Origin of the sequence: Methylovulum psychrotolerans, assembly GCF_002209385.1 — a bacterium.
GTDB lineage: Bacteria > Pseudomonadota > Gammaproteobacteria > Methylococcales > Methylomonadaceae > Methylovulum > Methylovulum psychrotolerans.
Map to the genome: position 1 here is coordinate 3946559 of NZ_CP022129.1, position 22086 is coordinate 3968644.

Genomic DNA, 22086 nt, shown 5'->3' on the forward strand with positions numbered 1-22086 from the left:
TTAAAAAATTTTTTATTCCTGCTGTTTATTCATAAAAACAAGTAAATTACATAAAAATATGACTAGCTCAGAACCAAAAACTGTTCTTCAATATATTTTTGAGTGGTCATTAAATCGACCTCTTTGGCAACGCGATGCGCTTCGTAGGATTGTTTCAAATGGACGGCTTGATCCCAATATAGACATCAATGAGCTGACTGAACTATGTAAGCAGGGAATATCCGGAATCACAACTGGCATTCAAGCAATTCCTTTAGAAATAAGCCACCTTCCGGCCAATCCTGCTGAGATGGCTACGATCTCACTTCTGTCTATCAAGAATGTTAATGGTGTTAATAATTTGGCTTCCGGTCAATCCTTAGCCTTTGAGCATAACGGACTTACTGTTATCTATGGTGACAATGGAGCAGGAAAATCTGGATATGCGCGGATTTTCAAACGCGCCTGCCGCGCTCGACATGCTGGCGTTATACAGCCTAATATATATGCCCAAGGAGGAAGCATACCGGCATCACCATCGGCAACCTTCACTTACAGCATAGGAGGGGTTGAACAATCACCAGAAATATGGGAAAACACAGATAAGCCACACCCTGTTTTTTCGGCAATCAGCGTATTCGATAGCAACTGCGCCGCTGTCCATATAAACGATAAAAATGAAGTTGCTTTTCGTCCTTTTGGACTTGATATACCTGATGAATTAGTGACTGCTTGTCAAAGCATAAAAGAATCTCTTGTTGCTGAGAAAACCAAACTTGAGAAAGCCAAAAATCCCATTTTTGCTACACCTGCTTGGAAAGCCGATACCGCTGTAGGGAAAGAACTAGCGGCGTTAAACCACAAAACTAACATTCAACGCATTACAGATTTAGGAACTCTATCAGAAGACGAAAGCATCCGCTTAATCCGACTTAGAGAAGACCTATCTAAAAATCCCAAAACAGCTGCCTCAGAGCAGAAAATTAAGGCAGATAACATCAAAAGATTAATTCATTTCCTTGGCTCTATATCTAACCAAACAACTGATGAAGCTTTACAAAAAATTTTTGATATTGGACAAGATGCTAATGTTAAACGCGAGGCAGCACGAATAGCTGCCGAAAAAGCGTTTTCCAGTGAATCACTCAAAGGTGTAGGTGATAAAATTTGGCGCATTCTATGGGATTCTGCGCGGCACTACTCAACACATGCCTATCCTAACCAGCCATTTCCTCCATCAGAAAAAAATGCTCTTTGCGTTCTTTGTCAGCAAACGCTAACAGGTGAAGCGCGTGAAAGAATGGCTCGATTCGAGGATTTCATAAAAAATGATGTTGAGAAACACGCACAAGAAGCAGAAACGTCCTTTAATAATGCCTACAAAGAATTCTCTGAGCAAAATTTTGCTTATCGCTCTTTTAAACCAACTCGCCTCGACATCGCACTTCAAAGACCTGATCTCGCCAAGCAGATATTCCGGTTTATCGCATCGGCCAAACTTAGACGTTATTTGTTAGCAAAGTCCTTATTGAATAACGTAACATTACTTCCATTTCCAAGTTTACCGTATAACCCCAAGGAATCGCTAGAACAGCTTGAAAAAACTATCCGTGAATATTCACTGGAACTTGAAAAATCGGCTTCTGGAGAAGAAAGAAAAAAATTAGAAAAAGATTTTTCAGAATTGTCTGATAGAGAGATTCTACACGGCATGTTGCCAACAGTAATTGATGAAATTAACCGCTTTAAAAGCATCAATTTTCTTGTTGAGTGCCAAACTGAGACAACAACGACTGCCATAACTCGCCTTGGAAATGAGATTGCCGATTCCGTTATTAGCCCAAGACTTCGTGATAAATTTCAAGAGGAAATAGTTAAGCTCGCTGCTGATAAAGTGCGGGTCGAAATGGTTCGGTCTGGCGGTAAGCTTGGTTCTCCACAATATCAAATACGATTGTTTGCAAAACCAGATGCAAAGGTTGGCGTTATCTTAAGTGAAGGTGAACAAACTTGTGTTGCTTTAGCGGCATTTCTAACTGAGCTTGCAACTGCTATGCACCGTTCGGCTATAGTATTTGATGACCCTGTTTCATCATTGGATCATCGCTGGAGAAAAAAAGTTGCTGAGCGTCTTGTTGAAGAAGCACAGAATCGTCAAGTTATTGTGCTAACGCACGATCTTGTGTTTGTAAATGACTTGAATGATCTATCGTTCGGAAAAAACTGTCCTGTTAAATCCATTACAATAAGCCGAGGTGCGCAAGGCACAGGAATCGTCAGTGAAGGACTGCCTTGGCAAGGTAAGAGTATCGAAGATAGGATAGACAAGCTGGAAAAATCTTGCAGAGAAGCACAATTATCATATGTAAACAATCAGGATGATAAATACCGTCAGCAAGCGGCTAATATCTATAACAATCTAAGAGCCTCATGGGAACGTGCGCTAGAAGATATTGCATTCTCTCGTGTCGTACAGAGGCATAGGGACTACATAAATACCAAAGACCTAAAAAAAGTTGCCGTTTTGTCCGAAGAAGATTGCAATTCATTCCATGCTGGATTCAAAAAATGCTGTGACATAGTTGATGCTCATGATCCATCGAGCGCGAGAAATGGTGAAGTTCCTACGCCTCAGGAAATCATTCAGGATATTCAGGCACTCAAAGACTGGAGTATTTCATTAAAAGACCGTCAGAAAACCGTCAGATAATAATATTATCCATGATCAATTTTATTATTTTGTCTAACAAAGGAAGGCTTTTTAGACAAAATAAAAAATTAACAAAATCAATTGCTTGTGTGTCTAATAATTAGGCCATGAAATATGGCTATGCACGGGTTTCGACCAACGACCAAAAAGCGGATTTGCAGATTGCCGCCCTGAAAAGTGCGGGCTGTGAACATATCTTTACCGACACGGCCAGCGGTGCGGCCAGAATTGACACGCTGCCTTGAATCGCTACGGGCAGGGGATACGCTTGTTGTCTGGAAGCTGGACAGGCTGGGGCGGTCGCTGTCACACTTGGTGGAGGTGTTGGCCAGTCTGCAAGGGAAAGGGATCGCCTTCCTGTCGCTGACCGAAGCCATAGACACCGAAAGCGCGGCGGAGCGGCTACTCGGCCACATGCTGGCGGCTCTGGCGGAATTCGAGCGGACTTTGATTGTGGAACGCACCCAAGCAGGATTGAAGGCCGCCAAAAAACGCGGCGTGAAACTAGGGCGGCGGCCTTCGCTGTCTGAGGGTCAGCGCAAACATGCCCGTGAATTACTGGACAGGGGCGAAAGCCCGGCAACGGTCGCCAAATTGCTCAATGTCTGCCGTGCTACGCTTTATAATAGTTTGAAAATTAGGGCATAAAGCATAGCCGTTCATTTTGTCTAATGTTGAGGGTGTTTGGGGCGGCTCTAGGCCTTGAAAACAAGGAGCGGTCTTTCCAACATGAGACAAAATGCGCCATTTTGTCTCATATTCAAACGAATTTCTTGTTGATTAATTTCACACAACATTTTAAATATGTTATATATCATCAATATACGTCCGCTTTTTGTTAAGCTTATCGCTTTATATATACATTCAAAATGAAAACAATAACATTTTTAGTTTTTTTCTCAATACTTACTTCATTTATTTCTGGATGTGTAAGTAATTATGAAAGTTTAATTCACGGAATGGATATAGAATATGTATTCGTCCCGCCAAATTCTATATATTATCCATACACATTGTTATCCTATACTGATAAAAGCGGTTTTAATCAAGCTTGCCCAGCTGAATTAGTACTTGGAAAAACCCATGATGAAATTAAGAAGCTTGATAATGATGACAATAATATTGCTTCCTTCAAGAATACCAAATCAGAAAGTAAATCTTATAGTCTTGATTTAGACTCGAAAATAAAAGCTAAACTTGGAGCAAAATACACTGACTTAGATCATTTCAATATTAGTTTAAGAAAAGGGAAAAAAATTGAATTTTATGAAAACTTAGACTCTGTAATAGAAAATATAATTAAAAATTGCGGAGCAAATATACGAATTGCTATAAAAAACAACCCTGAATTTAAGTATTTTTTGCCAACTTCTGTGTTTAGATATGATATTGATTTTGACTTGCAAACAAAAAATAATACGAAAATAACTGGTGAATTACCATATGAAGTTTTTCAGGTTATTTCAGCAAAGCTTGGCATAAACTCTGGAAATGATAATAATCAATCGTTAACCGGAGAGCATATGTTTATTGGCTTTAACGGCATTCCAATGGAAGCAACAATAGAGGAATTAATTTTAAGCAATCGAGCTTATATAGCAGCTCTTGCAAATATACTTCCTCATACCTGTCACAATTGCGCTGACTTTACGCCATTTTTCTCAGATGAAAAACCACAGCCTAAACTTTATGATATGACAAGAATATTAAATAAACTTTTAAATCCTTCGAACCCAGATTTTGACAAATAATCTCAACCATTAGTCTGTTTTAATCTATGTTTAACGCAGCTAATGTTAACTAACATTCGACAAAACGACACGGCCTGTCTAATAAAGTAAAAAAGCTTCCAGCCGTTTACTCTTGATAAAACCCGTTATCAAGAGTAAACGGCGGGGTGTCCGGCCTTGCCGGTGCGCACCCTCACGGCCACGGATCCCCCGCGCCGAGGCCGGCGCCCCACACCGCGCGGGCCAGCCGGCCATGATCGCCAAAACTCAATTCGGCGGAAAGCCGGTAAAGGGAGCGGGGCGGGGTCCTGTCGGAAACGGTAACTTCATGCTTCCCCGGCACCACTTCCGACCGCGTTTGACCGAACCTCGGCAATGCGGCTTAGGATGGCCGTTATGTCCTATTTTTACATGTATGTCGGCTGTATCCCATATTCAATGGGGACTACACGCCCTTTGTCATCATGACCCGGTTGATCTTATCTTTTTATAGCCATTGCCCATTTTGGCAATGGACGCATAGGGATTGCGCCATAAATCAACATTATCCGAACTGGTAGCGCCTTAATTGCGCCCTAGTTGCGCCCTAATAGCGCCCTAGTTCCGCCCTAGTTCCGCCCTAGTTCCGCCCTAGTTCCGCCCTAGTTCCGCCCTAGTTCCGCCCTAGTTCCGCCCTAATTGCGCCCTAGTTCCGCCCTAATTGCGCCCTAATTGCGCCCTAATTGCGCCCTAATTGCGCCCTAGTTCCGCCCTAATTGCGCCCTAGTTCCGCCCTAATTGCGCCCTAGTTGCGCCCTAATTGCGCCCTAATTGCGCCCTAATTGCGCCCTAATTGCGCCCTAATTGCGCCCTAATTGCGCCCTAATTGCGCCCTAATTGCGCCCTAATTGCGCCCTAATTGCGCCCTAATTGCGCCCTAATTGCACCCTAGTTCCGCCCTAGTGCGCCTCAGTTGCGCACGGCTTATTCTTACGGGGGTTGGCGGGAATGATAAGCGCGAAAAGTGGCGTTTTTTTGGTGGGGTTCGGTGGGTGCAAGGCGGCGGAATCCGCCGTTTAATCATCCGGTTGACAGCGGTGCGTGGCTTGGCGGACAATCTTATCCGCATATCGTGATTCCAGGCAGGGGTCATCAGGCGGCGCCAGTTCAGCGCCTTAAACGACGAATAAACAGTCGGGGCTTAAGTCAGTGTTTTGACGGCAGGAAGCCGCACCGGACAACTTTAGAAACACAGCGGCTTTGCCGTGATATTGAAACACAGCGGCCTTTGGCCGCGGCATAGAAACGAAGCGGCTTTCGCCGCGATTTGAAAACACGGCGTCTCTGTACGCGATACAAACAGAAACAATGACTTGTCGGCACGGTAAGCGACGTGGCCGCTAGGCATTAATTCCTCCGGGCTTTGGGCCGCATCTGTGATGTTGCGCCTGGGTTCGCGCTTGCCTGCCGTCCCGTGAGGGGCTGCGGGTCACTTCACCTCCGTTTTGCGCCCGCCTGCCGGGCTTGGGCAAGACGGCATTTCCCCGATGCCGGTTGGGCACGGCCGCTGGCGGCCTGTCTTTTCTAGCCTCTTCGCCCCGCGCCGGGGCAAAACCACCGCTTTTGGCGGTCGGGTTTGGCGATGGCGCGGGGTCTTTGAAACCGTTTATGTCGGACATAAACGGTTTCCGTCGTAGCCCCGAAACCCCTTGTCCTTCGCGGACGGCAGCATTTTTTGTTGGGGGGTTTTTGGGGGTTTTCCTGTCACGGGCCGTAAAAAAGGTACTGCCGCCGTCGTGTTGTGACGGTGGCCGTGATTGGCCATCCCTTTTTTCCGTGAGGGTTGCATTATTGTTCCCGCTTTGCGCGGCGGGTAAGAAGACGCGCGTTTGCTCTTCGTTGTACACACCCTTTCCGGCTGGGTAAGCCGTGAATTTTCTTTTAACCGTAGCGGTTTTTTGGTCTTGTGTGCGGCGGGGGGCTGTTTGCCCGACCAGGCGGGGAGAATCCTGGATTTTGGAGGGTTTTGAGGTTCTGAGATTTTGGAATTTTAGGGTTCTGGGATTTTGGATGATTTTTAATGGCTTGGGTTAGCCAAAAGGTACGTCTGTCATCCATCACTAAAACGGGGGATGGATGAAGGGCAAAAAGGGGTGATGGTTTGGGATAGGGGGAAAGGTATGACGAAAACTGATGCCGATGGTGTCAGTGTGGGTGTCGGGGCGGCACGTTAACGCCGTCCGTGGCGGACGGCCTGATTTCCGTGTTCGCTGCGGATATTGGCGGGACATTGCGCCCTGTGGTGGATGCGCGGGCGTTGCACCTATTTTTGGGTGTGAAATGGTATTTTTCGAACTGGATCAAACAACGGATACCGAATACGAGCTAGTTGAAAGTGAGGATTATGTGTCCATTGCCAAAATGGGCAATGGCTGTGATAACAAAGGGTTGTGTCGTCCTTATTGAATATCACCCTAAGCTGGATGTCTCCAAGGATCTGGCGATGGTGGAGAAGAAAGCCAAGGCAGTGGCGCGGCGGTATTTCATTGATTGCGAAATCCGCCTGTTAGCGCAATTACTGGCTCAGGCCGACCAAGCGCGGTCGCTGGGTGCATTTGACCAACCGCAAGGATTCGTTCGTAAATTGATAGTTGAGCAGTATTATGTATGAACAAAAAACCAATTCAATCCGTCCGAAAGGGATGTACGAGTTATAGCAGGTGTACGAAATACATTCAGCCTACTTTCACACCACAAAGAGGCATGTCCGTAACCGTTCGGTTTCGGACTACATAGTGCGGTTAAAACGGCGTTATTGTAGGCGGGATGTGGGTTGCAGGCCACTACTATCAATCTACACACTAATCCTTACGGTCGGTCGGCCAGAACTTGTTTTTCTTTGGCCTAATGACCCCGATTTCTCTTAAGTTTATAAGAGAGCAAAGTCCAAGTCACACCGAACTCTACCAAAAAAACGCCACTTTTCGCGCTTATCATTTCCGCCAATCCCAGTAGAATAAGCCGTGCGGGATTAAGGCGCAGTTACTGTGCCGTTGGAGTAGCGGCGGCCGCTGCGATGATGATTAAGGGGACGTTGATGGCGGACAAAGAAGCAGTTGCGGACTCATTACGAGCATTGTCCGCCGGAGTGGAAGGCAGGAGCTAATCGGTAATGCTGTGCGACCTCCTCGCTGAAGTCGAAGCCACCTTGGCGGCTGGGGTGGGGAGTAAAACCTTGCTGGTGGCACTCCACCGACATTACGGTTTCACCATGAGACGGTTAGAAAAAGCCCTTAGACGGGCGAGGTAGCGGCCGCAAGTGCCAATACATTACTCCTTACAAACCCAAGACCGCTCGGCAACGCCAAGCCCGTCGCTCACCGCGTTGCTGACATCTGCCTAGACAGGCTCCGCCGCAATCAAAAAATGGCTGGCAGCAGAAAAAAACCGCATCGAACAAGAAACCGCCGACGAGGAATTTATTGACAATTGTCCTTATGAAGCAACACATGAAACTAGCCGTGATTAACTACTCCGACGGTGTGGGCAAAACCACCGTCGCCATTTACCTGTTTGAGTTCTGCATTGGTAACGCTAGGATCATCACCATTGAAATTATCAATGATGCTGCGGCAAATTTGGATGTTATTGTGGAACAGATGAAAGGGAAGAGATTTAAGGAATCTGCTGGGAGCGTTAAGGTGTACGTTTATTTAAATAAGCTTAAAAAAGCTACTAACTGATTACAGTTTAATGATTTTTAAAGATGCTAGTAGTAGTTGTTTTTATTGTTTTTATTGTTTTTATTGTTTTAGGGGCTTTTTTCTACAAATATATCATGCGGTTACGACGCTAAATATAACAAAAACAGTGTGAACTATAACAAAAACAGTGTGAACTATAACAAAAACAGTGTGAACTATAACAAAAACAGTGTGAACTATAACAAAAACAGTGTGAACTATAACAAAAACAGTGTAATCTGCTATAGAAATAGCGTTAATGCTAGATATTTAAAAAAATAATCAGTTTTTCAGGTGATTTTTTCTCGATTTACCTCTAATTTTTTATATAAAAATAATTTTTTACTTATATAAAACAATTAATTATATTTAAACTATAACAAAAACAGTGTCATTTTTATTATGGCATTAAAGATTTTTTGGACATTCTATGGTTAATGCAAAAAAGAAACATTCACTATCTTCATTGATAGTGACTCAAGCTAATGAATTAGTTGAAGCTCGTTATAATTTGACGTTAGGAGAGCAACGGTTAATTTTGACTATGATTGCGAGGATTCAACCAGAAGATGAGGATTTTAAACCTTATTGCATTAGCCTCATTGAGTTGGCTGAGTTTTTAGGCATTAATAAAAATCATATTTATGCAGATTGTAAAAAGATTACTAAACATTTACTGGAGAAAGTTGTAGAGATACAGGAGCTTGGGAGGTTATTACAGACTCATTGGGTATCATCTGCCGATTATATTAACGGTACAGGAATGGTTAATTTGACGTTTGATCCTTTATTAAAACCATATTTGTTAAAGCTTAAAGGAAACTTTACTTCAAGTAAACTGGAAATGCTTTTGAGTTTTAAAAGTCAGTATACCATGAGGATGTACAGCTTGTTAAAACAATATGAAAGTTTAAATAAACGTGAAATTGATCTGCAAAAACTTCGTGAAATGCTTGGTATTGGAAAAGATCAATATCAACTTTACGGCAATTTTAGGGAACGAATTTTGGAACCTGTCCAAAAGGAGCTTAAATTGAAATCAGATATTTATTTTGAATTTGATGAAATCAAACACGGGCGCAAAATTGCAGTGATTCGTTTTCATATTTATTCAAAAAAATGGGATTCGCGGACTTCTAATGAAATCATGGTAAATCAACCTATAAATTTACCCATTAAATTGGCCGATATTGGCTCCTTATCGGGTAAATTATTGGAATTAGTGCCTGAGCCGCATAAAACAAAAAAAACAGTGCTATCAGCCTTAGAATCTTTTGAAAGGAAGCATGGATTTGATTATGTTCGTCGAAATGTTTTGTATAGCAATGCTAAAGCTGATAAATCATATGCAGGATTTTTAAATAATGCCCTGAAAGAAGATTGGGCGCATGATTGGGAATTGGAGCAACAAAATAATGTATCATCAAAAAAAAATGTTTTGGCAGTATGGCAACGCCAAGGATTTTCTAGCCAGAAAGAATATGATGAATATATGTATAAAAAACAAATGCAGAATTATGGAGTTGTCGCAAATTAGTAGATAAAGTATTAGACAAAATTGAAAGTTTTCTCAAAAGTCAGTAACGTATTGAACAGCATCGCTCGCTTTTGTATAGACAATTAGGGATTCTGTTCAGGGAAAATGCCATGTTACTAAAGCCGCATAACCTGTTATTTACATGATGATGTCAGCCATTTCTCATTCCTGATGGAAAACAGCTAACAACATGTTTTTTTGCTTTTAAAGACATTTTCTAGGTTACAATCCTATCAGTTGAGTCGGAATGTTGAGAAATGCACTGCTTCCATCGGTGATAGATTATTGTCTTCGTAGTTTTCCCGTTACAGGAAGCAGTTATCCCAATAAGAAACCGATGTACATCGGCAGGGTGCGGACTGATGTGGGACGATTGATTGCCTTTATCATGATAGGGTCTTCCGTTCGCAATTGTATATGAATTTTTAAAATACATATTGTAACATTCCTGTAAATGCATAATTTTCAGGTGGTTCTATATTGCCTATTTAAATGAGAAAAATGAGTAAAATACTTCTTATCGCGTCCCAAAAAGGTGGCGTAGGTAAATCAACTACGGCCATAAATATTTCTTCTGTATTAGCCAATCAAGGCCATGATGTTTTGCTGGTTGATTCCGATCGACAGGCATCTGTTTCGGAATGGTGGGCTGAGCGTAAATTACATCATCCTGATAAGCCTAAAATTGCCTGCATTCAAAAATACGGTGAACTTGATGATACTTTGATTGATTTAAGAAATCGTTATGAATACGTCATTGTCGATGTAACTGGACGAGATTCTGAAGAAATGCGTTCGGCTATGGTAGTCGCCGATATTCTTTTAACTCCAGTTAAAGCAAGTCAGGTTGATATTAATACGTTACCTAATATGTGTAAAATAATTAAGCAATCAAGGGTTTTTAATAAAAGATTACTATCTTATGTTTTTTTGTCAATTGCACCAAGCAATCCAAAAATCAATGAAATAGAGCAAGCGAAACGTACAATTTTAGACTTCTCAGAATTGCAGCTACTTAAAACGGTTGTATTTGACCGTAAAATATATAGGGATTGTATGGCTGATGGATTGGCTGTTACCGAATTGAATGGACGCGCAGATAGTGAAATTTCGGCAAAAAAAGAAATGTTAGCTTTGGTGGAGGAAGTATTACATGGTCAAATTTAAAACTTCCGATGAAATTGAGGCGCGGAGGGTCTTTATTGCTGGGGCAGATAAAGACGGTATTATTCAGCAGCAGACGGATATTTGGTCATTTTTAGACTTAAAAAAACTGACCAATGACGAATTAATTGATCGTTTAGAACAAATTGATAATCAGGCTACTTTGATAAAATGGCGTATTTTATGGGCATTACGGCAGCGATTTCCGTCAGATAGATTATTCGGCCAGTATATTGCCGACCTAAAGGCTACCCGCGCAATTTGCGCGGGTAGCCATCAAGAAATTAACCGTGCGCTTCATGCGGGTCGTTTTTGTGAAAAATATGGAATAACAAACTTGAGTTCGGCAGGGGTGCTTCAGTCGGCAGTATATGCGTTATCACGCCCTTCAAATGAAACAATAGCCGATGAAGTTTATAATAGAGTAAAAAATAAAAATGTTCCTGTTAAAGATGTTGAACGGTATATCGAACAGGCTAAAGCGGTATTGACTATTGAACAACCAAAAAATCCTGAGCAAATGCCATATGAAAGTGGCATGGAAATAAATTATGCCTCCTCTGTAAATGAGGGTGGTGGAAATTTAAAACTCGAAATATCTGAAGCTTTAGCTATTCTAAGTGAGAATATTATTCATGGTGTTGCAAATGTGCCTGATTCAAATCATCAGCGTCGCATGGCTATTTTGGCAACGTTACCCACATTAAATGAAGATGAACTCTCGAATGAAGAAATTCTTGATGAACTCAAAACCTTATGTCTTCAATTTATGAAGCCATCTTTAACGATAATTCCTATTATAAAATTGCTAATAAAACGATTGGCCAGTGATTTGTAGCAATACCTTCTTCAATCCTCATTTGATTAGAGTCGATCCTGGCGATTTCAGTAGCTTGGAATAAATCACTTAAAACATCCCTCTCATTTGGCGAAAATGTGGATTTAAGCAATCAGCTTGTAAAGCGTCGGCCTGCTGATCCCAAACTCTTTTGCCAGTCGGCTTTTTTCTTCCCCTGCGGCCACCCTGGCTTTCAACTCCTCGACCTGTCCGGGCTTTAGCTTAGGCCGTGCGCCGAACTTAACGCCTTTTTTGAGCGCCTGTTCAATGCCTTCTTTTTGCCGTTCCTTGATCAATGCCCGTTCGAATTGCGCAAAAGCCCCCAGCATCTGTAACATCAGCTCTTGCATCGGGTTGGCCGCACCGGAAAACGTCATGTTCTCTTTGTGGAAATGGATGCAGACCCCTTGTCCTGCCAAGCCGGTGACTATCTGTTGGAGGTCGAACAAGTTCCTCGCCAACCTGGGGTACAGCCGACATACGTGTAAAAATAGGACATAGCAGCTATCCTAAGCCGCATTGCAGAGGCCATGCAAAATTCAATTGCAACCGGCTATCTTTCCATCCCGTCGACGATATTAATTTTTACGCCAGCACTAGCCGCCGTTCCGTATCCGGCAAGATGCTGAGTTGGCTGACCGGACAAGCCGGTCTATTCGCCAGCGCGGCGGTTAGATGCTCTAGGGCAGTCTCCAAATACCCGGCGATGCGCCCCGGATCGATGCCGTCAGTGCATTGGGCGGTGAGCAGGAAGCCGTCGCCCAAGTCGTCTATGCAGACCGTGATGGGGTAGTTGGTGCGCTCTTCGCTACGCAATACCTCTAAGCCTTCCCACGCCCAAGGCTGGGGGTTTTGCTGGCTAAGCAGATTGGCATGGCGGTAATTGAGTAAGGTGGTGAATAAAGGCAAACCTGCGGCCACGCCGCTACAGCGTTGCGCTAGCGACAAGGCGGCGTGTTCATGGTTGAGCAACTCGCTGAGGCGTTGTTGGCTGTCGCTGACCAAGCTGGCGGCGCTGTGGCCGTCCAAACGGATACACAGTGGTAAAGTGTTGATAAATACGCCCAGTGCCTGGGCTGTTCCGGCTTGGCCTTGCAAACGGCCAGACAAGACTGTGCCAAACACCACCGTGTCCCGGCCTGTGCATTGCGCCAAGACTTGCGCCCATGCGGCATGGCACACTGCGGCGGCAGTAACGCCGTGCTCCCGTGCGCTGCGGCGGATGCGCAAAGCCAACGGGCTGCTGAGCGTTTGCACCGCTTCACGGATATGGCAACCATCGCCCTGAGTATCCAATATGCCGAACGGCGCGGTCGGTGAGTCTATAGCCGCCAATTGGCGGCTAAAATAAGCCTGATGGACGCTGGCGGGTACGCTGGCGACGTGGGCAATATACTGCCGATAGGGTAGCGGCGGCGGCAACGCCGCGCTGTGGCCTTGTAAAATCTGCTGTATTTCGGCCAAAACCAGTTGCAAGGTGTAATTGTCGTCAACCAGATGATGGTTCAGCAAGGCCAATAACCAACGCGGGGCGGACGGGTCAAACAGCATATAGGCGGCAAACAGCGGGGCGCGGTGCAAATCCATACCTTGGCGGCTAGGTTCGGTTTGCGCCAGCAAGCTTTGCAGCGCGTCTTCGGTCGCCGCCGCCGTTAAATTGATGATAGGCAGCGGTGCCTGTCTTTGCACCACTTGCACGGGTTGCGGCAAGTCTGCCCAATGCACCGCCGTGCGCAAAATGTCATGGCGGTTAATCACGGTTTGCAAGGCGCTGAGGAAATTGTCCACCGCGCCGCGTGTCGTAAAGGTGATGATGGAACGCTGCAAATAGGCGGCGCCGGGTGTGCCCGCCCCCAGCAGGTGGTGGAACAGGATACCTTCCTGTAACGGCCCTAGCGGGTAGATGTCTTGGATGTTTGCCGCTCCGCCCGGCACTTGGCCGACCAACCCATCTAACTGGGTTTGGCTGAGGCTGACCAAGGGCAGTAAATCGGGGGTGAGCGCGGTGCAATCGGCACTAATCAGATTAGGCGGTACAGCAATATCGGCTTGCGGCAGTTGCTGGATATCCAGTTGTGCCGCCAAATCCGCGAGTACCGGGGCGGTGAAGACAGCACGGACACTGGCCGACAAGCCGTGTTGGCGCAGACGCTCAATCAGCGCGACCACCAGCAGGGAATGCCCGCCCAATTCAAAAAAGTGGTCATAACGGCCCACTTGTTGCAAATGCAGCAACTCTTGCCAAAGCTGGGCAATGACGGTTTCGCTAGGACTTTGCGGGGCTTGGTAAGCGCGGGCGGCGACACTGCCGCCATCTGGGACGGGCAAGGCCTTACGGGCCAGCTTGCCGTTGGCGGTGAGCGGGAACTGTTCCAGCATGACAAAAGCACTGGGCAGCATGTAGTCGGCCAAGTGTCTGGCCAGTTGCTGGCGTAACGCCGCCGGGTCGGGGGTGTGGCCGGGTTGGGCGATAAGATAGGCGACCAGACGCTTATCGCCCGGCACATCTTCTCTGGCAATGACAACCGCTTCGCGGATATCGGGACACTGGCACAAGCAGGCTTCGATTTCGCCCAATTCGATACGGAAGCCGCGGATTTTGACTTGGCAATCGTTGCGCCCCCAATATTCTATCGTCCCGTCAGCCAGCCAACGCCCCAAGTCGCCGGTTTTGTACAAGCGGCCCGCGCTCTGGCAGAACGGGTTTTGGATAAAGCGTTCGGTGCTCAGTTCGGGGCGGTTCAGATAACCCCGCGCCACACCCGCGCCGCCAATATGGATTTCGCCCACCGCCCCCAACGGTACGGGTTGCCCGTGCGGGTTTAACAGATAAAAAGCCAAGTCGGGCAAGGGCTTGCCGATATTACTGGCGGTACCTGCCAAAATGTCGGCTTCGCTCAGTAATCGGTAAGTGGCATGGACGGTGGTTTCCGTGATGCCGTACATATTGACCAGGGCGGTGCGGGCCAGGGGGTTACTGGCTAACCACGGGGCAAGGCTACGGAAGTCTAAGGCTTCGCCGCCAAAAATGATGGTACGCAATTGATGCGGCAGCGGGTTTCGCGCTTGCGCGGCAATCAGTTGCCGGAACGCGCTGGGGGTCTGGTTAAGGATGCTGACCTGCTCCCGGCACAGCAGCCGATAGAAGCTGTCCGGGTTACGCGCGGTGTCTTGCGGCACAATCACCAAGCGGCCACCTGACAACAACGCCCCCCACAATTCCCACACCGAAAAATCAAACGCGACCGAGTGGAACAGCGTCCACACATCGGCGGCGGTACAGTGAAAATAGTCGTGGGTGGCGGCAAACAGGCGGGTGGCGTTGGCATGGCTGACCATCACGCCTTTAGGCTGTCCGGTGGAGCCGGAGGTATAAATGACGTAGGCCAAGTGTTCAGGGCTGACTTCGGCAGCGAGAAGTTCTTCCGCATCGGCACGGTAGGGCGCGTCCATGACGATTAGCGGCAGCGGTCTGGGCAGCATTGCCGCTAAACGCGGCTGCAAGGCGGTTTGGGTCAGCAGGGCGACGGGCTGGCTGTCGTCGAGCAAATAGGCCAGACGCTCGTCGGGGTAAGCGGGGTCTAGTGGCAGATACGCACCGCCCGCCTTCAGGATAGCCAGCAAACCGACCACCATGTCCAAGCTGCGTTCGGCGCACAAGCCGACGCGGTCGTCGGGGCAGATACCTAAAGCCCGCAAACGCTGGGCCAGTTGCCCGGCCAAGCGGTTAAGCCCGCCATAGCTTAAGGTTTGCCCTTCATAGACCAAGGCGATTGCGTCGGGGGTGGCTAACGCTTGCCGTTCGAACTGTTGGTGCAGGCACAAAGCTTGTGGGTAAGCGGCTAACGGCGTGTTAAAGTCGGCTAGCACTTGCTCGCGTTCGGCATCAGGTAATATATTTAGCAGATTAGCCGGATAGTCGGGTAGGAATCCGAGCGCGGTAGTCAGGCTCTCCAATGCTGTTTCCAAATAAGCCACAACCCGCTCCGCCGCAATACCGTCGGCACACTGTACCGTGAGCCGGAAACCGTCGCCAAGGTCGTCAATACACAAGGTAATGGGGTAATTGGTATGTTCTTCGGTGCTTAACAGTGCGATGCCCGGCCAAGCAAATAAGTTGCCCGTGTCGGCGGCGACCAGGTTGCTGTGCCGATAATTCAGCAAGCTGGTAAATAACGGCAAGCCCGCCGCGACCGCGCTACAGCGTTGCGCCAAGGCTAAAGCCGCGTGTTCGTGCGCCAATAAGCCGCCTAAGCGCTGGTAACAATCAGCCAGCAGTTGCTGGGCACTATGGCCTGTTAGGCTTAGCCGTATCGGCAAGGTGTTAATAAACACACCCAGTGCTTGGCTGGCACCGGTTTGTGCCTGCAAACGCCCGGACAAGACGGTGCCGAACACCACCTCGTCACGCCCGGTACACTGCCCCAGCACTTGCGCCCACGCGGCATGGAACAGCACGGCGGCAGTTACGCCCTGTTGGCGGGCAGTACCGTATAGGCGCTGCGCCAAGTCCGCCGACAGCGGCAGTTTGGCTTCGTGTAAGTGTTGGCCATTACCCTGAATATCCAGCACCCCAAACGGGGCGCAAGGCTCATCTATATCACCCAATTGGCTACGGAAATACGCTTCATGCCCGCTGTCAGGCACGCTCAGGAGATGGGCGATAAACTGCCGATAAGGCACAGGCGGCAACAGTTGCCCGCCTTGGCCTAAGAAAATCTGGTTGATTTCCGTTAAAATCAGTTGCAGGGTATAGTTATCGTCAATCAAATGATGGTTGACCAAGGCCAGCAACCAGTTATCCGCCGCCGAGTCAAACAGCGTGTACGCGGCAAACAGCGGGGCATGGTGCAAATCCATCACCAAACGGCCTGGGTCGGTTTGTGCCGACAAGGCCGCTAACGCCTCGGTATCCGCCGCCCCGGCCAAGGTGATAACGGGCAGTACGGCTTGGCGTTGCACCACTTGCACGGGTTGCGGCAAGTCTTGCCAATGCACGGCGGTACGCAGGATGTCATGACGGTTAATGACGGTTTGCAGGGCGTTAAGAAAACTGTCCAAACGTTCCCGCGTGGCAAAACGCAACATCGCCCGTTTCAGATAAGCATCACTGCCCGTCGCCAACAAATGATGGAATAAAATGCCTTCTTGCAGCGGCGCTAACGGATAAACATCTTGGATATTAGCCGCACCACCCGGCACTTGCGTACAAAGCGCGTCCAGTTCCGCTTGCGTCAGCGTCACCAGCGCCAACATTGCCGGGGTAAGCATCTGCGCATCCGACGGGATCTGTGCCGTGTCCGCTACCAAAGACGGGCTGGTGGCCGCCTGCAAGGTCGCCGCCATATCGGCCAGCACGGGCAGGCTGAACACATTCATCACATCGGCGCAAAAACCTTGTTGCTGGAGGCGCTCAATCAGGCCGATTGCCAACAGCGAATGCCCGCCCAACTCAAAAAAGTGGTCATAACGGCCTACCTGCCCTACACCCAGCAAATCTTGCCATAGCTGTGCCAATACGGTTTCCGCCTCCCCTTGCGGCGCGGCGTAAGCCCCTGCCGTCAGGGCTTCCCTATCCGGGGTGGGCAAGGCCAGACGGTCGAGTTTGCCGTTTGGGGTTAGGGGAAATTCGTTCAAGCCGACAAAGGCGCTGGGTATCATGTAGTCGGGCAATACCGCCGCCAAGCTTTGGCGCAAGCCGCTGACCGTCCAGCCGCTATCGGCCAGCAGGTAGGCGACCAGACGCTGGTCGCCGGGCTGGTCTTCGCGCACCACCACGGCGGCGGCACGGATGCCAGGCAGTACGGCCAGTTGGCTTTCAATTTCGCCCAATTCAATCCTAAAGCCCCGAATTTTCACTTGGCCGTCGCCGCGCCCTAAGAAGTCGATGTTGCCGTCGCTTCGGTATTTTGCCCAATCCCCGGTTTTATATAAGCGGCTGCCGGGAAGTCCGAAGGGGTTGGGGATGAATTTTTCTGCCGTCAGGTCCGGGCGGTTGCCATAGCCTTGCGCCAGCCCTGCCCCGCCGATACAGATTTCACCCGTCACGCCGATAGGGACGGGCCGATAATGGCGGTCGAGGAGATACAGTTGCACCCGGTCAATGGCGCGGCCTATCGGCAAGATGCCAGCAGGTTCTAGGGTTTGGCTCTGATAGGCACTGCTCCACACGGTCGCTTCGGTGGGGCCGTATTCGTTGACAAACCTGACCTGCGGCAAGCGCTCGTGGTGGCGGTTGGCGACCGCGCCGGGGCAGGCTTCGCCAGCGACAATGACGGTGCGCAAGCTTTGTAATTGCCCTGCCGCCGCCGTGTCGGCCAGGGCGGCATACAAAGACGGCAAGGCCAACAAATGGCTGACCTGATGGCGGCTAATCAGCTTGGCTAAGGCCACCGGGTTGGCGGTGTCCGCCGTTTCCGGCACACATAAACAGCCGCCGTGGCTTAATGTCCAAAAAATCCCCGCCACCGAACTGTCAAACGCAAATGAAGACAACAACAGGAAACAGCTGGGCGCGTCTCCATAATAACCGCCCCGTGCCAGCGTCGAATGTAGCAGGTTACGGTGGCTGACTGCCACGCCCTTCGGTTGGCCGGACGAGCCGGAGGTATAAATGATATACGCGGTGTTGTCTAAATTGGCAGTTAACGTCAGCACCGCACCCGTGTGGCCGTTAGCCGCCGGGCCGATAGTGACTAACGGGCAATCAAGGCCTTGAAAGTTGCCGATAAAGGCGGTTTGGCAAAGCAGTAAACTGACCGCCGCATCCTTGACCATAAAATTCAGGCGTTCTTGCGGATAGGCCGGGTCTAGCGGTAAATAAGCCGCCCCGGCTTTTAGCACCGCCAGTACCGCCACTACCAAATCCACCGAACGCTCAGCGCACACACCGACCCGACTTTCCGGCCTGACCCCCAAGCGTTGCAGGGTTTGCGCCAAGTGTTCAGCGCGGCCATTCAGTTCACGATACGTTATGGTTTCTTCGGCAAAAACCAAGGCCGTATTATTCGGGGTGGCCTGCGCTTGGGCGGTAAATTGTTGGGGTAGCGGCAATAACGTGGCTTCTAACGGTTGCTCTGGGTTCCATGCCAAAACGAGTTGTTGCCATTCCGCGTCAGTTAACAGCGGCGCGTGTTTTAAGGCTTGCTGCGGATGCACCACCAGTGCCGTCAGCAGGGTTTCTAAATGGCCTGCCAAACGCGCCAATGTCGCCGCCGCGAACAAATCCGTACTGTATTCGATAGTGCCTTGCAATTGGCCGTCCTGTTCTTCAAACAGGAAGGTCAAGTCAAACTGTGCGGTTTTGCTGGCTAGCGGCAGCGGCGTGACGCTAAGGCCGGGCAAACGAAAATCCATCTTCGGGGCGTTCTGCACCGTCAGCAGCACTTGGAATAAGGGGGCGTGGCTGGTGTTGCGTACCGGATTGACGGCTTCCAACAATTGCCCGAAGGCTATATCCTGATGGGCTTGGTCAGCTAAGGCTTGACTGCGGACAGCCGCCAATAGCCCGGCAAACGTTGCGTCATCATCCAATTGCCCGCGTAGCACTAAGGTATTGACGAAAAAACCGATTAACTCGGCGGTTTGGGTCTGATTGCGTCCGGCGGAGGTATAGCCGATGGCGATGTCTCGGCTATGGGTATAGCGGGACAATAAAACCTGCAAGGCCGCCGCCATGACCATAAATAAGGTGGCGTTATGCTGTTTAGCCAGACGGTGAATATCGGCTGTTACTGTGTCAGGCAAGGTGAAATGGTATAAATCGCCCCGATAACTGAACACGGGTGGTCTTGGGTAATCGGTCGGCAATGCCAACAGCGGGGCTAAACCTTGCAGTTTTTGTTGCCAGTAGGCGCTATGCGCTTGGGCGGTGTCGCCTTGCTGGCGTTGCCAGAAGGCAAAATCACCGTAATGCAGCGCCAGTTCCGGCAATAAAGACGGTAAACCGCTGGCAAAGCGTTGGTATAAGCTGGCGACTTCGCGCATGAGAATGGCGACCGACCAGCGGTCTGCGACGATATGGTGCAACACCACCACCAGCACTTGCTGATGGGGATGCAGCGTGATGAGCAGGGCGCGTAACGGCGCGGCCTTGTCTAAGGCAAAAGGGATGCGGGTAAACACCTCGGCACACTGTTGGCAAACCGCTGGCGCTTGGGCGGAAGGAAGGTGGCTCAGATCCACGGTCGACCAAGCTAACCCGCCGCCAGCGTCGGGCTGCTGGGTCAATATCCCTGAGCGTTTGCCAAAGCGGCTATGCAGGATTTTATGACGGCGTTGCACCTCCGCCAAACTTTGCCGTAACGCCGCGACGTTTAGCGCACCGTTAAATGCTAAAGCCCCGGCGACATTATAAACCGGGTTGTCCGGGTCCAGTTGCGACATCAGCCACAACGCTTCCTGGCCGTAGGACAGCGGGGTGTTGCCAGGCGTTGGCCGCGCTTTAATGGGAGTGTCGGTAATCGTTGGGCGGTGGAGTTTTGCGATCAGCCGCGCACGTTTTTGTTGGCTGGCATCGGGGGTTACTGTGGCATCTTGCATAGTCGTCGTCTCGTTGTCTTAACCGGATTGTTTTATTATTTTGCCCTTGCCTGTTACGTTAGGCTTCGGCTTTGCTCAACCCATTCCCTTCGGCTACGCTCAGGGAACGGACTTCGCTCAGTCAACGGGATTTACCTACTCTCTTAGCGAAGCCCGTTCCCTGAGCGTAGCCGAAGGGTCAGCCCTCTAGGAACAGCTCGGCTTTTCCATACAGACGTTGGGCTTCGGTAAAGCCTTTGCTTTGGCAAGCGGCCAGCAGTTTATTGATTTCTTGGATGTAAACATCATCGGCTTCGGGTTCCAGAGCCATGAAGTATTGCAACCACGGCTCCCGGCCTATGGCGTAGATATAGACTTGGCGGCTATCGACGGCCTGTAATAAAGCCATTGCCACGTCGGCGTTGCTGCCGTTGGAGCGGCGGGATTGGCAGTGTTTGTAGTCGGGCAGTTTCGGCAATATCGGCCCGTAAACCCAAGATAAGGGCGCACCCACCCATTCCATGCCCAGAAACACCACATCAATCGCCCCCCGCTGGGCGCGGATGTTTTCGTACATGCGTTTGTCCAAACAATTGGAGTCGGCGGCAAACAGGATTTGCTTGTCGCCCGCCTGCACCAGATAAGCGGATTTGGCAAACGGCAAATCGTTATGCTCGCCCAAGAACGGGATGGCGACAATTTCGCCTTGGGGCAAGGCAATGGTATCTAAAGGCTCAACTTCCAGAATCTGGGTAAAGCCCAATTCTTTCGCCATGAGCTTTAAGGAAATGTCACCATAGAAAATACCGGAGGCTTTCGGCACTACCAAGCAACCGACTTTATGGCGGATTCTGAGCAGGGTCTCAAAAACAAAATGGTCGTGGTGGCCGTGGGTAATCAGTACATAATCAATTTTGGGCGGCAAATCTTGGAAGGTGTAACGGCTGATCCCACCCTCGCTGGGCTGCACGCTAAGGAAAGGGTCCAGCAAAATGGCGATGCCGTTAAATTCGACCAAGACACTGGCATGGCCGAAATAGCGGATGCGCGTACCCGGCCCTTGCCAGTTTGCTGCGGGTCGGGGTGGCTGGTCGGTCAATAAGGGCAATAATTTGGCATCATCGGCGGCGCTCAGGCCTAACAGTTCGCGGATAAACGCCAACGGTTGCGGTTGGCTGTCCAGTTGAAACAGCGCGTCCAATTCGGCTTGGGCAAACGGCAGTGTCCAGCCGATGCTGTCCGCATCCGGCAAACGCGGGGTGCTCATATAATACGCCCGCATCCGGTCATGGGTTTGGCGGAACAAGCGCAGGGATTGCAGGTGTTTTTTGTAATGGCGGCTACGGTAAAATAAGCTTTCGATACAACGGACTATCGGGCGGCTATGGTAGTCGTATAGCAATTCGGTATAGCCGCGCAAGCTGTCGGGCAAGGTCGGGTAATAGTTGTCGAGGCTTTGTCCGAGCGCGTCTTTATCGAGCAGGTTCTGAAAATCAATCAGCTCTTGCGCCAGACGCAAATCATCGCTATGCCCACTCTCCAAGTTCTCCAGTAACACTTGAATAGCGGGGACGCGGTCAATCGGCAGATTGACGAACGCGCCGCCCAGCAATTTTGGGTTAGTGCTGGATTTATGATGTAAGGCCGGATTTTGCAAATACGATGCTAAGGTCTTTTTCTGATAATTCAGCAGGTGCAGGCTGTAGGCCACGGGTGAAAACGTGTGCGGCCACGCAACCCAACTGTCGACCAAGGCTTCTGCAACAGTGGCATCGGCCAAACGGTATAAGGTTTGTTTGTTCATGAAAGGTTCTTACTCGATGTTCAAGTTTTTTATAAAGCCTGCCCTGAATAGGGTGGAAAATTTGTTTTTATTTAATGTAAAT

General features: G+C 49.2%; 12 protein-coding genes and 1 pseudogene. 10 read left to right on the forward strand and 3 right to left on the reverse strand.

Annotation, left to right across the window (positions count from 1 at the left end):
* Positions 1-58 precede the first annotated feature (58 nt).
* The 10 genes and pseudogenes from CEK71_RS17785 (at position 59) to CEK71_RS17830 (ending at position 11680) form a co-directional block, all read left to right on the forward strand.
* The gene (locus tag CEK71_RS17785; RefSeq protein ID WP_088620637.1) at positions 59-2689 is read left to right on the forward strand and encodes an AAA family ATPase; all 2631 of its coding nucleotides are present in this window, start codon (positions 59-61) and stop codon (positions 2687-2689) included.
* Between the two features lie 107 nt (positions 2690-2796).
* Positions 2797-3130: pseudogene (locus tag CEK71_RS24335) on the forward strand (recombinase family protein); the annotation flags it as partial.
* Positions 3104-3337 carry a recombinase family protein gene (locus CEK71_RS24340; RefSeq protein WP_332455543.1) on the forward strand — a complete coding sequence of 78 codons (234 nt, stop codon included), beginning with the start codon at positions 3104-3106 and terminating at the stop codon, positions 3335-3337. The pseudogene CEK71_RS24335 and the gene CEK71_RS24340, both read left to right, overlap by 27 nt.
* A 221-nt stretch (positions 3338-3558) precedes the next feature.
* Entirely contained in the window at positions 3559-4440 is an 882-nt protein-coding gene (locus CEK71_RS17795) for a hypothetical protein (RefSeq protein ID WP_157679386.1), read from the forward strand.
* A gap of 2260 nt (positions 4441-6700) precedes the next feature.
* A complete protein-coding gene (locus CEK71_RS24185; protein ID WP_408630496.1) occupies positions 6701-6787 on the forward strand; it encodes an antA/AntB antirepressor family protein in 87 nt (28 codons plus the stop codon).
* 39 nt (positions 6788-6826) lie between these two features.
* Positions 6827-7069, forward strand: a complete 243-nt coding sequence (locus CEK71_RS17810) for a hypothetical protein (RefSeq protein ID WP_088620641.1) — start codon at positions 6827-6829, stop codon at positions 7067-7069.
* 838 nt (positions 7070-7907) lie between these two features.
* On the forward strand, positions 7908-8141 hold the full coding sequence (locus CEK71_RS17815) for a hypothetical protein (protein WP_198328303.1): 234 nt from the start codon (positions 7908-7910) through the stop codon (positions 8139-8141).
* A 430-nt stretch (positions 8142-8571) separates the two neighbouring features.
* Positions 8572-9678: a replication initiation protein gene (locus CEK71_RS17820; RefSeq protein WP_088620643.1), complete on the forward strand. Its 1107-nt coding sequence runs from the start codon at positions 8572-8574 to the stop codon at positions 9676-9678.
* 501 nt (positions 9679-10179) lie between these two features.
* The gene (locus CEK71_RS17825) at positions 10180-10845 is read left to right on the forward strand and encodes an AAA family ATPase (protein WP_088621681.1); all 666 of its coding nucleotides are present in this window, start codon (positions 10180-10182) and stop codon (positions 10843-10845) included.
* Positions 10832-11680 (forward strand): hypothetical protein, encoded by an 849-nt coding sequence (locus CEK71_RS17830; RefSeq protein WP_088620644.1) that lies wholly within the window; start codon positions 10832-10834, stop codon positions 11678-11680. The genes CEK71_RS17825 and CEK71_RS17830 overlap by 14 nt, the downstream gene beginning before the upstream one ends.
* Before the next feature lie 104 nt (positions 11681-11784).
* On the opposite strand, the gene CEK71_RS17835 is transcribed toward CEK71_RS17830, so the two are convergent.
* The 3 genes from CEK71_RS17835 to CEK71_RS17845 all read right to left on the reverse strand — a co-directional run bounded on the left by CEK71_RS17835 (position 11785) and on the right by CEK71_RS17845 (position 22004).
* Entirely contained in the window at positions 11785-12141 is a 357-nt protein-coding gene (locus CEK71_RS17835; RefSeq protein WP_088620645.1) for a recombinase family protein, read from the reverse strand.
* A gap of 124 nt (positions 12142-12265) precedes the next feature.
* Entirely contained in the window at positions 12266-20221 is a 7956-nt protein-coding gene (locus CEK71_RS17840; protein ID WP_088620646.1) for a non-ribosomal peptide synthetase, read from the reverse strand.
* Between the two features lie 178 nt (positions 20222-20399).
* Positions 20400-22004 carry an MBL fold metallo-hydrolase gene (locus CEK71_RS17845; protein WP_088620647.1) on the reverse strand — a complete coding sequence of 535 codons (1605 nt, stop codon included), beginning with the start codon at positions 22002-22004 and terminating at the stop codon, positions 20400-20402.
* Positions 22005-22086: the final 82 nt, after the last annotated feature.

Coding starts and splice junctions, on each gene's coding strand:
- CEK71_RS17785 (WP_088620637.1), top strand. CDS start 59: ATGACTAGCTCAGAACCAAAAACTGTTCTTCAATATATTTTTGAGTGG.
- CEK71_RS24340 (WP_332455543.1), top strand. CDS start 3,104: ATGCTGGCGGCTCTGGCGGAATTCGAGCGGACTTTGATTGTGGAACGC.
- CEK71_RS17795 (WP_157679386.1), top strand. CDS start 3,559: ATGAAAACAATAACATTTTTAGTTTTTTTCTCAATACTTACTTCATTT.
- CEK71_RS17810 (WP_088620641.1), top strand. CDS start 6,827: ATGGCTGTGATAACAAAGGGTTGTGTCGTCCTTATTGAATATCACCCT.
- CEK71_RS17815 (WP_198328303.1), top strand. CDS start 7,908: ATGAAACTAGCCGTGATTAACTACTCCGACGGTGTGGGCAAAACCACC.
- CEK71_RS17820 (WP_088620643.1), top strand. CDS start 8,572: ATGGTTAATGCAAAAAAGAAACATTCACTATCTTCATTGATAGTGACT.
- CEK71_RS17825 (WP_088621681.1), top strand. CDS start 10,180: ATGAGTAAAATACTTCTTATCGCGTCCCAAAAAGGTGGCGTAGGTAAA.
- CEK71_RS17830 (WP_088620644.1), top strand. CDS start 10,832: ATGGTCAAATTTAAAACTTCCGATGAAATTGAGGCGCGGAGGGTCTTT.
- CEK71_RS17840 (WP_088620646.1), bottom strand. CDS start 20,221: ATGCAAGATGCCACAGTAACCCCCGATGCCAGCCAACAAAAACGTGCG.
- CEK71_RS17845 (WP_088620647.1), bottom strand. CDS start 22,004: ATGAACAAACAAACCTTATACCGTTTGGCCGATGCCACTGTTGCAGAA.